Source organism: Hydrogenophaga crocea, from assembly GCF_011388215.1.
In the GTDB taxonomy this organism is placed as follows: Bacteria; Pseudomonadota; Gammaproteobacteria; order Burkholderiales; family Burkholderiaceae_C; genus Hydrogenophaga; species Hydrogenophaga crocea.
In genome coordinates, this window is record NZ_CP049989.1 from 1,824,224 (window position 1) to 1,837,864 (window position 13,641).

Genomic DNA, 13,641 nt, shown 5'->3' on the forward strand with positions numbered 1-13,641 from the left:
GCGGGCGCCGTCCGCCAGCCCCCTACACGCACGCCATCCCATGAGCAAAGGCTATCGCATCCAGGCTTCGACCGGCCTCCACAAGGGCGACCGCGACTACCAGCAGGACCAGGTCAACCTGATGCAGCACGCGCGCATTCCGAACTGCCTGCTCGCGGTGCTGGCCGACGGCATGGGCGGGCGCAGCGGCGGGCGCAAGGCCTCCGACCAGGTGATGCTCACGGCCAAGCAGCTGTTCGACCGCTTCGACCCCGAGACCGACGACCCGCGCGCGCTGCTCAAGCAGATCGTCAACGAGTCGCACATGGTGATCAAGCTCACTGCGGTGTCGGCCGAGCAGGAGCCGCACAGCACCATCGCCGCCTTCATGCTGCTGCCCAGCGGCGAGAGCCACTGGATACACGCGGGCGACTCGCGCGTGTACCACTTCCGCCAGGGCCGGCTGCTGCACCGCACCTACGACCATTCCTACGTGCAGACGCTGGTGAACCAGGGCGAGATCACCGAGCAGGAAGCGCTCGACCACCCGCACGCCAACATCCTCATGGGCTGCCTGGGCACCGAGAACGACCCGCCGCTGGACCTGCACATGGTCAACAAGCTCAACGCGGGCGACGCGCTCATGGCCTGCAGCGACGGCATCTGGCACTACTTCTCGCCCGAGGAACTGGCCAGCACCATTGCCATGCTCACGCCGCGCGAGGCCTGCGAGTTCCTGATCCAGAAGGCGCGCACGCGCGCGCGCGGGACGGGCGACAACATGTCGCTCGTGATCGTGAAGCTCGATCCGTTGATCTGAGCCGCTTCGCGCTTCGCTCGTTGCACCTCGTGCACGCGGGCGGCCGATGGGTACTCCGCTCCGCGGCTGTCCCCCGGGCCGGCTGCGCCGGCCCTCCTCCTTTATGCCGCTGCGCGGAGCACCCATCACCCGCCCGGTGAAGCGACGGTCCAGCACGCGTCCGACGAGCACCAACGAGGTCGGTGGTGATCGGTGTGCGGCGCAGCGACATAAAGGAGGAGGGTCGGGCCGCGAGGCCCGATCCGTGGGACAGTCGCGGAGCCGGATACCGGTCGCCGCCGACCGCCGCAGCCGGAGACAACCAAGCCCCGGAAAGGCTCAGGTGAGCGCCGTGTCCACCACCCGGTGCGGCAGCGCCAGGTATTCCTGCGACTGCATCTCCGTCAGCCGGGACACCGTGCGCGGGAACTCGTGCGAGAGCGGCCCTTCGAGGTAGAGCTGCTCGGGCGCCACGGCCGCCGACAGCACGAGCTTGCAGCCGCGGTCGTAGAGCACGTCGACCAGCCAGGTGAAGCGCCGCGCTTCCGACGCCATGCGCACCGACATCTGCGGCACGTTGGACAGCAGCACGGTGTGGAACTGGCTCGCGATCTCGAGGTAGTCGTTCTGCGAGCGCGGGCCGCCGCAGAGGGTGCGGAAGTCGAACCAGATCACGCCACCGGCGCGGCGCACGGCGCGGATCTGGCGCGACTCGATGCCCATCACCGGGCTCTCGTCGCCGGCCTCGGCGAGCTGGTTGAAGGTGGCCTCCATCGCGGCGTCGGCCTCGGCGCCCAGCGGCGTGTGGTACAGCGCGATGTGGGTCAGCGTGCGCTGGCGGTAGTCGGTGCCGTTGTCCACGTTGACCACCTCGAGGTGCTGCTTGAGCAGCTCGATCGCGGGCAGGATGCGGTCGCGGTGCAGGCCGTCGGGGTAGAGCTGGTCGGGGTGGAAGTTCGAGGTGGTGACGAAGCCCACGCCGTTGCGGAACAGCGCGTCGAGCAGGCGGTGCAGGATCATCGCGTCCGTCACGTCGGCCACGTGGAACTCGTCGAAGCAGATCAGCTTGTAGCGCTTGGCGATGCGTTCGCCGAGCACGTCGAGCGGGTTCTGCGTGCCCTGCAGGTCGCGCAGCTCGCGGTGCACCTCGCGCATGAATTCGTGGAAGTGCAGCCGCGTCTTGCGCTTGAGCGGCACCGCCTGGAAGAAGCATTCCATGAGGAAGCTCTTGCCGCGCCCCACCCCGCCGAACATGTACACGCCGCGCGGGATGTCGGGCCGGTTGATGAGCTTCTTGAGCGCGTTGGAGCGCTTGCTCTTGTAGTGCGCCCACTCGTTGGCGCACCGCTCCAGCGCGTCCACGGCACGCAGCTGGGCGGGGTCGGAACGGTAGCCGCGCTCCTTGAGCACGGCCTCGTAGGCGCTGCGGACGCTCAAGATCAGAAGTTGAGCGTGCGCTTGTCCACGGCCAGCGCGGCTTCCTTGGTCGCTTCCGACAAGGAGGGGTGCGCGTGGCAGATGCGGGCGATGTCTTCGGCGCTGGCCTTGAACTCCATCGCGACCACGGCCTCGGCGATCAGCTCGCTGGCCATGGGGCCCACGATGTGCACGCCCAGGATCTCGTCGGTGGTGGCGTCGGCCAGGAACTTGACCATGCCCGTGGTGTCGCCGAGCGCGCGCGCGCGGCCGTTGGCGAGGAAGGGGAAGCTGCCGGCCTTGTAGGCCGCGCCACGCGCCTTGAGCTGCTGCTCGGTCTCGCCGACCCACGCGATCTCGGGGCTGGTGTAGATCACCCAGGGAATGGTGTTGAAGTTCACATGGCCGTGCTGGCCCGCGATGCGCTCGGCCACCGCCACGCCCTCTTCTTCGGCCTTGTGCGCGAGCATGGGGCCACGCACCACGTCGCCCACGGCCCAGACGCCGGGCAGGTTGGTCTTGCACTCGCCGTCGACCACGATGGCGCCACGCTCGTCGAGCTGCAGGCCCACGCCTTCGGCGTTGAGGCCGGTGGTGTTGGGCACGCGGCCGATCGAGACGATGAGCTTGTCGACTTCCAGCGTCAGGGCCTCGCCCTTGGCGTTGGTGTAGGCAATGCTCACGCCCTTCTTGGCGTTCTTGATCTCGCCGACCTTCACGCCGAGCTCGATCTTCAGGCCCTGCTTGTCGAAGGCCTTCTTGGCTTCCTTGGCGATCTGCTCGTCGACCGCGCCCAGGAAGGTGGGCAGGCCTTCGAGGATGGTCACCTCGGCGCCCAGGCGGCGCCAGACCGAGCCCATTTCCAGGCCGATCACGCCCGAGCCGATGAGGCCGAGCTTCTTGGGCACCGCGCCCAGGCGCAGCGCGCCGTCGTTCGAGAGGATGTTCTCCTCGTCGAAGGCCACGCCGGGCAGCGCGCGCGCATTGGAGCCCGTGGCCACGATGACCTGCTTCCCAGTCAGCGTGTCGTCCTTGGCACCCTTGACGGCGATCTCGTAGCCGCCGTCCACGGCCTTCACGAACGAGCCGCGGCCGTGGAAGAAGGTGACCTTGTTCTTCTTGAACAGGTACAGGATGCCGTCGTTGTTCTGCTTCACCACGGCGTCCTTGCGGCCGATCATCTTGGCGATGTCGATCTTGACGTCCTTGGCGGTGATGCCGTGGTCGGCGAAGTGGTGGTTGGCGTGCTCGAAGTGCTCGCTCGACTGCAGCAGCGCCTTCGAGGGGATGCAGCCCACGTTGGTGCAGGTGCCGCCCGGGGCCGGGCCCCCGGCGGCGTTCTTCCACTCGTCGATGCAGGCGACCTTGAAGCCCAGTTGCGCAGCGCGGATGGCCGCGATGTAGCCACCGGGGCCGCCCCCGATGACGATGACGTCGAATTGCTGGCTCATCGTCGGGTCCTCAGATGTCGAACAGCAGGCGCGCGGGGTCTTCCAGCGCTTCCTTCATGGCGACCAGGCCCAGCACGGCTTCGCGGCCGTCGATGATGCGGTGGTCGTACGACATCGCGAGGTAGTTGATCGGGCGGATCACGATCTGGCCGTTCTCCACCACGGCGCGGTCCTTGGTGGCGTGCACGCCCAGGATGGCCGACTGCGGCGGGTTGATGATGGGGGTGGACAGCATGGAGCCGAACACGCCACCGTTGCTGATCGAGAAGGTGCCACCGGTCATCTCTTCGATGCCCAGCTTGCCGTCCCTGGCCTTCTGGCCGAACTCGGCGATCTTCTTCTCGACGTCGGCAAAGCTCATCTGGTCGGCATTGCGCAGGATGGGCACCACCAGGCCACGCGGCGAGCCCACGGCGATGCCGATGTCGAAGTAGCCGTGGTAGACGATGTCGTTGCCGTCGACCGAGGCGTTGAGCACCGGGTACTTCTTGAGCGCGTGCACCGCGGCCTTCACGAAGAAGCTCATGAAGCCCAGCTTCACGCCGTGCTCCTTCTCGAACTTCTCCTGGAACTTCTTGCGCATCTCCATCACCGGGGCCATGTTGACCTCGTTGAAGGTGGTGAGGATGGCGTTGGTGGCTTGCGATTGCAGCAGGCGCTCGGCGACGCGGGCGCGCAGGCGCGTCATGGGCACGCGCTCTTCGGGGCGCTGGCCCAGGTTGGGGCCGGCGACCTGCACCTGCGGCAGTGCCTTGGTGGGCGCGCCGGTGGGAATGGCCACGGGCGCGGCGCTGGGCTTGGGCGCGGCCACGGCGGCGAGCACGTCGCCCTTGGTCACGCGGCCGTCCTTGCCGGTGCCGGCCACCGAGCCGGCGGCCAGGTTGTTGTCGGCCATGAGCTTGGCGGCGGCGGGCATGGCCACGCCGGCCTTGCTGGTGCTGGCCGCGGCGGCCGCAGCAGGTGCAGCGGCCGGGGCGGCGGCGGGCGCGGCCACAGCGGCGGGCGCGGGCGCGCCGGCCACGGCGGCGGTGTCGATGCGCGCAATGACCTGGTCGGCGGCCACGGTGGCGCCGTCGCCCTGCACGATCTCCACCAGCACGCCGCTCGCGGGCGCCGGGCACTCCAGCACGACCTTGTCGGTCTCGATCTCGATCAGGATCTCATCGGCCGTGACGGCTTCACCGGCCTTTTTCTTCCACTGCAGCAGGGTGGCTTCGGCCACCGACTCGGACAGCTGAGGGACTTTGACTTCAACGATTGCCATGTTCTTTTCCGACGGGGTTTATTTGGTGAGGATGAAGCCCTTGAGCTTGGCGAAGGCGGCTTCGATCAGCTGCTTCTGCTGCTCCTGGTGCAGGTGGGCATAACCCACCGCGGGCGAGGCCGAGGCGGCGCGCCCGGCGTAACCGAGCTTCTGGCCATCGAGCATGTTTTCGTGGATGTAGTGCTGCACGAAGAACCAGGCACCCTGGTTCTGCGGCTCGTCCTGGCACCACACGATGTCGGTGGCGTTCGGGAAGCGCTTGAGCTCGGCGCCGAAGGCCTTGTGCGGGAACGGGTAGAGCTGTTCGACGCGGATGATGGCCACGTCGTCCTGGCCCTTCTCTTCGCGCTTCTTGACCAGGTCGTAGTAGACCTTGCCCGAGCAGGCGATCACGCGCTTGACCTTGTCGGCCTTCTTCACCACGTCGGCGTTGTTCTCGGGGATCACGGTCTGGAAGCCACCCTTGGTGAATTCCGACAGCGGCGAGGTCGCGTCCTTGTTGCGCAGCAGGCTCTTGGGCGTGAACAGCACCAGCGGCTTGCGCAGCGGGCGGATCATCTGGCGGCGCAGCACGTGGAAGATCTGGCTGGCCGTGGTGGGCTGCACGACCTGCATGTTGGTGTCGGCCGCGAGCTGCATGAAGCGCTCGAGACGGGCCGAGCTGTGCTCGGGACCCTGGCCTTCGTAGCCGTGCGGCAGCATCATGGTGAGGCCGTTGACGCGGCCCCACTTGACCTCGCCCGAGGCGATGAACTGGTCGATCACGACCTGGGCGCCGTTGACGAAGTCGCCGAACTGGGCTTCCCAGATCACGAGCGTGTTCGGGTCGTTCGAGGCGTAGCCGTACTCGAAGCCCAGCACCGCCTCTTCCGACAGGATGGAGTCGATCACCACGAACGGGGCCTGGTTGTCGGCCACGTTCTGCAGCGGGATGTAGGTGCCCTCGTCGTACTTCTCGCGGTTCTGGTCGTGGATGACGGCGTGGCGGTGCGTGAACGTGCCACGGCCGCAGTCTTCGCCCGACAGGCGCACCGGGAAGCCGCTGGCCACCAGCGAGGCGAAGGCCATGTGCTCGCCCATGCCCCAGTCCACCGGGATCTCGCCGCGGCCCATGGCCGCGCGGTCGGCGTACACCTTCTTCACGAGCTGGTGCGGCGCGACGCTGTCGGGGATGGTGGTGATGCGCTCGGCCAGGCGCTTCCACTCGGTCAGCGGAATCGCGGTGTCGGCGCTGTCGCTCCACTTCTTGCCCAGGTAGGGGCTCCAGTCGACGGCGAACTTGCTCTTGAAGTTGGTGAGCACCGGGTCGACCGTGTGGCGGCCCTCGTCGAGCGCGGCGCGGTAGGTCTTGACCATGTCGTCGCCCAGCGTCTCGCCCAGGCCCTGGGCCGCGAGCTTGTCGGCGTACAGCTTGCGCGTGCCGGGGTGGGCCGCGATCTTCTTGTACATGAGCGGCTGGGTGAGCGAGGGCGTGTCCTGCTCGTTGTGGCCCAGCTTGCGGAAGCAGACGATGTCGACCACCACGTCCTTCTGGAAGGCCAGGCGGAATTCGAGCGCGAGCTGGGTCGCGAAGACCACGGCCTCGGGGTCGTCGCCGTTCACGTGCAGCACGGGCGATTCGATCATCTTGACCACGTCCGAGCAGTACAGCGTGGAGCGGCTGTCGCGCGGGTCGGAGGTGGTGAAGCCGATCTGGTTGTTGATGACCAGGTGCACCGTGCCGCCGGTGGAATAACCACGGGTTTCGGCCAGCGCCAGGGTCTCCATCACCACGCCCTGGCCGGCGAAGGCGGCGTCACCGTGCACCAGCACCGGCAGCACCTGCTTGCCTTCGGGGTCGCCGCGGCGGTCCATGCGCGCGCGCACCGAGCCCTCGACCACCGGGTTCACGATCTCCAGGTGCGAGGGGTTGAAGGCCAGCGACAGGTGCACCGGGCCGCCGGGGGTGGCGACGTCGGAGCTGAAGCCTTGGTGGTACTTCACGTCACCCGCGGGCAGGTCTTCGGGGGCGGTGTGGTCGAACTCGGCGAACAGGTCCTTGGGCATCTTGCCCAGGGTGTTGACGAGCACGTTGAGGCGGCCGCGGTGGGCCATGCCGATGACGATTTCCTGGATGCCGGCCTGACCGGCCTGCTGGATCAGCTCGTCCATCGCGGCGATGAAGCTTTCACCGCCTTCGAGCGAGAAACGCTTCTGGCCCACGTACTTGGTGTGCAGGAAGCGCTCGAGGCCCTCGGCGGCCGTGAGGCGCTCGAGGATGTGCTTCTTCTTCTCGGCGTTGTAGGACGGGCGGGTGCGCGTGGCTTCGAGCTTTTCCTGCCACCAGCGCTTCTGGTTCTGGTCGGTGATGTAGTTGTACTCGGCACCGATGGAGCCGCAGTAGGTTTCGCGCAGCGCGTTGAGCAGCTCGCGCAGCGACATCGACTCGCGGCCGAAGAAGGTGTTGCTCGTGTTGAACACCATCTCGTGGTCGGCGTCGGTGAAGCCGTAGAACGAGGGTTCGAGCTCGGGGATGTTGGGGCGCTCGGCGCGCTTGAGCGGATCGAGGTCGGCCCAGCGGGCGCCGACGTTGCGGTAAGCGGCAATGAGCTGTTGAACGGCGGTGCGCTTGCGGGCCAGTTCGGAATCGGCGCCGGAGGCCACGACCACGGTGGTGCCACCCTGCTTCGCGCGCTCGGCGAAGGCGTTGATCACCGGCAGGTGCGGCACGTCTTTGGCGTTGCTGCCGTCGACCGCGGGCACGTTCTGCAGCGCGTCGAAGTACTCGCGCCAGTTGTCCGGGACGCTGGTGGGGTTGGCGAGGTAGTTCTCGTACATCTCTTCCACGTACGGCGCGTTGCCGCCGAAGAGATACGAGTTGCCCTGGTAAGCAACGTAGACGTTGCCGGCGTTCGAAGAATCGCTCATGGATCCGCTGACCTCCGTCTTCCTTGGGAAGACATTAGCTGGTTGGAAAAACCTTCCGCGACACGGCTTGACCGGTTGGCGGATGCGACAGTGGCTTTGGAAGGACCTGACTGCAGCCCGCGATTGTGCCACCGCCGCGCCGCGCGGTGGCCCATCCTGGCCCAAAGGCCGTGTCGGGCTTGTGACCGGCGGTCACGGGGCGTGGTCAGGGCGCCACGCGCGGCGACAGCCGCTCGGACGCCGGCACCGCGCCGGGCTCGTCCATTTCAATGGCGATCTGGGTGCAGACCGTGCGGCACAGCATCACGGCCTTCTCGCTCTGCACGCGGTAGAACACCTGGGTGCCGTCCTTGCGCTTGGCCAGCACGCCCGAGCGGTACAGCAGGTTCAGGTGCTGCGACAGATTGGGCTGGGTGGTATCGATCTCCTTGAGCAGTTGGGAGACCGACTTCTCCTGGTCGCACAGGGCGCTCAGGATGCGCAGGCGCATGGGCGTGGACAGCACGCCGAACAGCTCGGCGGCGAGCTCGAAGACCCGCCCCTTCTCCACCTGGGCATCGCTGGCGATGATGTCGGCCATGGGTTCCACGCTGCTTGGAAATATAAGCATGGATCATAGCTGCGTGATACGGCCCGCGGGCCCGGGGCGAACCCCGCCCCTCAGGCCACGAGGTCGCGGATCTGCTGCAGCGCGCCCGGGTCGTCCATGGTGGTGAGGTCGCCCGGATCGCGGCCTTCGCACACGGCCTGGATCGCACGGCGCAGCAGCTTGCCGCTGCGCGTCTTGGGCAGCAGGCTCACGAAGCGCACGCGCGCCGGGCGCGCGACCGCGCCGAGCTGGGCGTCCACGAGCTTCATGATCTCGCCTTCCAGCTTGAGCCGCGCCGCCTCGTCGACCAGGCCCGAGGCGTCCTTGGCCACCGCGAAGGCCATGGCCACCTGGCCCTTGAGCGCATCGGCCACACCCACCACCGCCACCTCGGCCACGTTGGGATGGCTCGAAATGCTTTCTTCGATCTCGCGCGTGCCCAGCCGGTGGCCGGCCACGTTGATCACGTCGTCGGTGCGGCCGAGGATATAGTAGTAGCCGTCTTCGTCGCGAATGCCCCAGTCGAAGGTGGAATACACCAGCCGGCCGGGGATGCTCTTCCAGTAGGTGTTGACGAAACGCGCGTCGTCGCGCCACACGGTCTGCATGAAGCCCGGCGGCGTGGGACCCTCGATCACCACCACGCCCTTCTGGTTGGGCTCGGTCAGTTCCTCGCCCGTGTTCTCGTGCAGCAGCTTCACGCTGTAGCCGGCCATGGGCACGCCGGGGCTGCCGAACTTGCTGGCCTTCTTCTCCACGCCATTGGCAATGGTGAGGATGGGCCAGCCCGATTCGGTCTGCCAGTAGTTGTCGATGATGGGCACACCCAGGCCGTCGGCGATCCAGCGCGCGGTTGGCTCGTCGAGCGGCTCGCCGGCCAGGAACAGCGCCTTCAGGCTCGAGAGGTCGTACTGCTTGAGGTAGGCCGGGTCCTGCTTCTTGAGCACGCGCACCGCGGTGGGCGCGCTGAACATCACCGACACCTTGTACTTCTCGACCAGCTTCCACCAGATGCCGCCATCGGGCCGGATGGGCAGGCCTTCGTAGAGGATGGTCGCCATGCCGCCGATCAGCGGACCGTAGACGATGTAGCTGTGGCCCACGACCCAGCCGATGTCGCTGGTGCAGAAGAAGGTTTCGCCCGGCTGGCCCATGAAGATCTGCTTCACGCTCGAGGCCAGGGCCACCGCGTAGCCGCCCACGTCGCGCTGCACGCCCTTGGGCTTGCCGGTGGTGCCGCTGGTGTAGATGGTGTAGCTGATGTCGGTGGCGTCCATCCATTCGCAGGGCACCACGGTATCGAGCTGCTGCGCACGCAGCGCGGCGTAGTCGTGGTCGCGTCCGGGCACCAGGCTCATGGGCGCCAAGCCGCGGTTCACCAGCACCACCGAAGCCGGCTTGTTGGCGGCCAGCGAAATGGCCTCGTCGAGCAGCGGCTTGTAGGCCACCACCTTGCCGCCGCGTGAGCCCGCGTCGGCGCTCACGATCGCCACGGGTGCGGCGTCGTCGATGCGGCTGGCCAGCGAATGGCTCGCGAAGCCGCCGAACACCACCGAGTGGATGGCGCCGATGCGCGCGCAGGCCAGCATGGCGAACGTGGCCTCGGGGATCATGGGCATGTAGATCAGCACGCGATCGCCGCGCTTGACCCCCTGCGCCTTGAGCACCGCGGCCATGCGCTGCACCTCGGCGTGCAACTCGGCGTAGCTGTACACGCGCTCCTGATCGGTCTCGGTGGACACGAAGATCAGCGCGTTCTGCTGCGCGCGGTCCTTCAGGTGCCGGTCGACCGCGTTGTGGCACAGGTTGGTCTTGCCGCCCTCGAACCAGCGCGTGAACGGCGGGTTGTCGTGGTTGCACACGCGCGTGAAGGGCTGCTGCCAGTCGATCAGCTTCGCCTGCTCGGTCCAGAAGGCGTCGCGGTCTTCGAGGGAGCGGCGGTGGAAATCGGCGTACGACATGGCGTGTCTCCTCGGGTCCATCGGTCCCCGGACCGGTTGGCCGGGGCTTCTGAATTCTTAATTATGGAGAGCGGGCTTGCGCCGGGCTGACAAACCGGCCGCGCACCCGGGCGCCAGCCGGCGGGTCGGCCTACTTGATCAGCGCCTGCACCGCCTTGAAGTCGGGGTGCTCGGCCGTGCGCAGCCATTCGAAGGCCACCATTTCGGTGGTCACGAGTTCGGCGCCCGCGCCGGCCAGGCGGTCGAAGGCGGCGTCGCGGTTGCGCTCGCTGCGCGAGCCGCAGGCATCGGTCACCACCCACACCTCGAACTCCTGTTCGAGCAACTCGAGCGCCGTCTGCAGCAGGCACACGTGGGCTTCACAGCCCGCGATCACGATGCTCGGGCGCTCGGCCTCACGCGGCTGCGGCGCGGCCTTCTGCAGGTGTTTGGGCAGGCTGCGTGCGTTGCCGCCCTGGGGCCGTGCCGGCGGACGAAGCCAGTCGGCCAGGCCGTCGGCCACGGCACTGAAATGCATCTTGGGCAGGGTCTTGCGGCACAGGGCGCGCAGCTCGGGCGGGTTCTGGCCGAGTTTGTCGGGGTTCTGCTCCGTGCCCCAGACGGGCACGTCGAGCGCCTCGGCCATCTGCGCCAGACGCAGCGCGTTGGCCAGCACCAGCGGACCTTCGTGGAGAGCGGGCATCAGGCGGGCCTGGTAGTCCACCAGCACCAGTTGGGATTCATCGGCGTCGAGCAGCATGGCGCATCCTGTGTTCGGGAAAGCGGGCGATTCTGGCACTGGCCGCGGCTCACTCGGCGAACAGGTCGCGCTGCTTCACGGCGCCGCTGGCGATGGCGGGGTCGAAGCGCTCCACGAGCCGGTCGACGTATTGCGCGAACAATGCCGGCGCGGCCTGGCCGAACAGCCGGATGCGGCCGGTGTGCTGCAACAGCAGCAGCCCCATGCCCTGGGCGAACAACGCGGCGTTCTCGCGCGCCGCGGCATCGGGCGATAGGCCCATGTCCTCGAAAGCCTGCTCGCAGGGGCTCAGCGCCTGCAGCAGGCGCTCGTTGAGCGCGCGATCGAGCTCGGGCGACAGACCGTTGACCAGCAGGAAGCCGAGGTCGAGGTCGCGCGGATTCTGGGCGTAGAAACCGAACCAGGCCTGTGCCTTGGCCACCAGCGCCTTGGCCGGCTGGCCCTTGGGCGCGCGCGCCGCCTGCACCTCGGCCTGCAGGCGGTCGAGCGACTCGGCCACCAGGGCGGCGCAGATCGCCTCCTTGCTGTCGAAATAGCTGTAGAGCGCGCCCGCGGTGTAGCCGGCTTCGCGCGCGATCTCGCGGATGCTCGCGCCCTCCACGCCGCGCGCGGCGAACACGCGCCGGGCCGCGTCGAGCACATGGGCGCGCCGCGTGTCCGACATGGCGAGTTGCCGCTGCTGCCGCAGTTCGAGCTGGCGCTGGGCCTCAGCCTGCTCTTGTGCACTGGGCAAGGGCCGAAGTTCATGAAGTTGAACAACCATTCAAGCAGTGTACGGGGCAATTCAACGGCATTCTTAAAAATGAACCTTGCGTTTATTTTTGAACGTCGTTCAGCGCTATGAGCGGTGGCGGAACTGTCCATCGAAAGCAAACAGGGTGAACAGGCGTGAATTTTTCGATCGCTCCGGCTGACCGTCCACGGCACATTTCATCGGCAAATCAAGCCCTTACATCCCTTTTCTCACTTGACGCGACGGGGTTCAACCCCTACCCTCGCGCACCATGAAATCGTGGCTCGTCCTCTCCCTGCTCGCCGGCTCGGCCCTGGCCCATGCCGCCCCGGGCAACAGCTGGGAGGACATGGACACGCTGCTCAAGGAAAAAGCGCTCATCACGCGCATTGGCGAGCAGGTGCAACAGGCGAGCAACACCGCCACCGAGCAGGCGTCCAGCCTGGTCATCAGTGCGCTCGCTTTTCTGGGCGTGCCCTACAAGTACGGCGGCAACACCCACGAAACCGGATTCGACTGCAGCGGCTTCGTGCGCGCGGTGTACGAACAGTCGGTGGGCAAGCTGCTGCCGCGTCGCTCCGACGAGCAGGCCGCTGCCACCCAGCCCATCGACCGCGGCGAACTCCAGCCCGGCGACCTGGTGTTCTTCAACACCATGCGGCGTGCCTTCAGCCATGTGGGCATCTACGTGGGCGACGGAAAGTTCGTGCATTCGCCGCGCGCCGGTGCCCAGGTGCGGGTGGAAGACATGAGCGGCAGCTACTGGAGCAAGCGCTTCAACGGCGCACGCCGGGTGCCGCTGAACCCGCAACAGGGCCAGCCCTGAGCGCGGTGCCCGGCATCGGCCAGGCGCTATCCCTGTTCAATCGGGCCCGTCGCGGCGGATCACCCGCACCGGTGTGGGCGCGGGCCGGATGTCCTGTCCGATGGGGCGGGACGCTGCAGCGCCGTTCGGGCCAGCCTGCCGCACTCTAGAAGGCAACCTCGATCTGATCGACCACACTCAACACGCCCTTGGCTGCGTAGGCGGTGCCCACGGCGGCCCGGCGATCGGCCAGTGAATCCACCGTGCCGCGCAGCGTGACCACGCCGCCATCCACGTCGATCGATATGCGGCGCGCCTCCCGGTCGGCGTGGCGCTCCAGGGCCGAACTGATTTCCAGCAGGATCTCCCTCGGGTTTGCGCGCGGCTTGATCAAGAGGCCGTTGGCCACGCCGCGCACGCCCCGCAGGGTGCGCACGGCGTGTTCAGCGCTCACGCGCTGGTGGTCCCAGTCCACGTCACCCACGAGGCGGACAAGACCGTCCTGAACCTCGACACGCACGCGCCCGTCGGGCACGAGCGAATGCCACTGCAAGGCGTTCAGCGCCGCTTCCGCGATTTCACGGTCCGAGCGCGCATGGTCCGGTGGCAGGCAAACCTCAAGATCCAGCGCGATGCCCCGCACGCCGGCCACACGGCGCACGGCGCGTTCGACCGCAAACTTCTGCGCAAACGTGTCCAGCGTGCCGCTGACCGTGGCGATGCCGCGGCGCACGGCCACGCCGATCTGGCCCGCGTCGATGGCCCGGTCCCAGGCCAACTCCTGCTCGATGTCGATCTTCAACTGAGAATCGGTCTTCATGGGGGCTCCTGGTGGCATGGGGGGCACAGACCGGCGAAGGCGTCGTGACCGGCGGTGCTGGGGCCAGTCTAGGCACGCGCGCCGGGCGTTGATTGACGCGTATCAAGAGACGGCCGCCCGCGCGTCGCCAGGCGACCGGCCGAGCGAGCCGCCGCATTTGACGAACCGCGCCCGGCCC

At 67.6% G+C, this 13,641-nt stretch carries 11 protein-coding genes; 2 read left to right on the forward strand and 9 right to left on the reverse strand.

All coding sequences use genetic code 11. The features are described from left to right. Nucleotides 1-40: 40 nt before the first annotated feature. Complete coding sequence (locus G9Q37_RS08675; protein WP_166226812.1) at nt 41-799, forward strand: PP2C family protein-serine/threonine phosphatase; 759 nt, start codon at nt 41-43, stop codon at nt 797-799. A gap of 318 nt (nt 800-1,117) precedes the next feature. Here G9Q37_RS08675 and zapE read toward each other — a convergent pair whose 3' ends face one another. The 8 genes from zapE to G9Q37_RS08715 all read right to left on the reverse strand — a co-directional run bounded on the left by zapE (nt 1,118) and on the right by G9Q37_RS08715 (nt 11,838). Then, a complete protein-coding gene (gene zapE / locus G9Q37_RS08680) occupies nt 1,118-2,215 on the reverse strand; it encodes a cell division protein ZapE (RefSeq protein WP_166226813.1) in 1,098 nt (365 codons plus the stop codon). A 2-nt stretch (nt 2,216-2,217) separates the two neighbouring features. Next, on the reverse strand, nt 2,218-3,645 hold the full coding sequence (gene lpdA / locus G9Q37_RS08685) for a dihydrolipoyl dehydrogenase (RefSeq protein ID WP_166226814.1): 1,428 nt from the start codon (nt 3,643-3,645) through the stop codon (nt 2,218-2,220). Between the two features lie 10 nt (nt 3,646-3,655). Next, entirely contained in the window at nt 3,656-4,909 is a 1,254-nt protein-coding gene (gene odhB / locus G9Q37_RS08690) for a 2-oxoglutarate dehydrogenase complex dihydrolipoyllysine-residue succinyltransferase (RefSeq protein WP_166226815.1), read from the reverse strand. An 18-nt stretch (nt 4,910-4,927) separates the two neighbouring features. Continuing rightward, nucleotides 4,928-7,816 carry a 2-oxoglutarate dehydrogenase E1 component gene (locus G9Q37_RS08695; RefSeq protein ID WP_166226816.1) on the reverse strand — a complete coding sequence of 963 codons (2,889 nt, stop codon included), beginning with the start codon at nt 7,814-7,816 and terminating at the stop codon, nt 4,928-4,930. A 205-nt stretch (nt 7,817-8,021) separates the two neighbouring features. Continuing rightward, complete coding sequence (locus G9Q37_RS08700; RefSeq protein ID WP_166226817.1) at nt 8,022-8,396, reverse strand: ArsR/SmtB family transcription factor; 375 nt, start codon at nt 8,394-8,396, stop codon at nt 8,022-8,024. 80 nt (nt 8,397-8,476) lie between these two features. Then, a complete protein-coding gene (locus tag G9Q37_RS08705; protein ID WP_166226818.1) occupies nt 8,477-10,366 on the reverse strand; it encodes a propionate--CoA ligase in 1,890 nt (629 codons plus the stop codon). A 130-nt stretch (nt 10,367-10,496) separates the two neighbouring features. After that, entirely contained in the window at nt 10,497-11,105 is a 609-nt protein-coding gene (locus G9Q37_RS08710; protein WP_166226819.1) for an isochorismatase family protein, read from the reverse strand. Between the two features lie 49 nt (nt 11,106-11,154). Beyond that, nucleotides 11,155-11,838: a TetR/AcrR family transcriptional regulator gene (locus G9Q37_RS08715; protein WP_240936574.1), complete on the reverse strand. Its 684-nt coding sequence runs from the start codon at nt 11,836-11,838 to the stop codon at nt 11,155-11,157. Between the two features lie 271 nt (nt 11,839-12,109). On the opposite strand from G9Q37_RS08715, the gene G9Q37_RS08720 reads away from it, so the two are divergent. Continuing rightward, complete coding sequence (locus tag G9Q37_RS08720; RefSeq protein WP_166226821.1) at nt 12,110-12,664, forward strand: C40 family peptidase; 555 nt, start codon at nt 12,110-12,112, stop codon at nt 12,662-12,664. Nucleotides 12,665-12,809: 145 nt separating this feature from the next. On the opposite strand, the gene G9Q37_RS08725 is transcribed toward G9Q37_RS08720, so the two are convergent. Continuing rightward, nucleotides 12,810-13,463: a BON domain-containing protein gene (locus G9Q37_RS08725; protein ID WP_166226822.1), complete on the reverse strand. Its 654-nt coding sequence runs from the start codon at nt 13,461-13,463 to the stop codon at nt 12,810-12,812. Nucleotides 13,464-13,641: the final 178 nt, after the last annotated feature.

Coding starts and splice junctions, on each gene's coding strand:
- G9Q37_RS08675 (WP_166226812.1), top strand. CDS start 41: ATGAGCAAAGGCTATCGCATCCAGGCTTCGACCGGCCTCCACAAGGGC.
- lpdA (WP_166226814.1), bottom strand. CDS start 3,645: ATGAGCCAGCAATTCGACGTCATCGTCATCGGGGGCGGCCCCGGTGGC.
- odhB (WP_166226815.1), bottom strand. CDS start 4,909: ATGGCAATCGTTGAAGTCAAAGTCCCTCAGCTGTCCGAGTCGGTGGCC.
- G9Q37_RS08695 (WP_166226816.1), bottom strand. CDS start 7,816: ATGAGCGATTCTTCGAACGCCGGCAACGTCTACGTTGCTTACCAGGGC.
- G9Q37_RS08700 (WP_166226817.1), bottom strand. CDS start 8,396: ATGGCCGACATCATCGCCAGCGATGCCCAGGTGGAGAAGGGGCGGGTC.
- G9Q37_RS08705 (WP_166226818.1), bottom strand. CDS start 10,366: ATGTCGTACGCCGATTTCCACCGCCGCTCCCTCGAAGACCGCGACGCC.
- G9Q37_RS08710 (WP_166226819.1), bottom strand. CDS start 11,105: ATGCTGCTCGACGCCGATGAATCCCAACTGGTGCTGGTGGACTACCAG.
- G9Q37_RS08720 (WP_166226821.1), top strand. CDS start 12,110: ATGAAATCGTGGCTCGTCCTCTCCCTGCTCGCCGGCTCGGCCCTGGCC.
- G9Q37_RS08725 (WP_166226822.1), bottom strand. CDS start 13,463: ATGAAGACCGATTCTCAGTTGAAGATCGACATCGAGCAGGAGTTGGCC.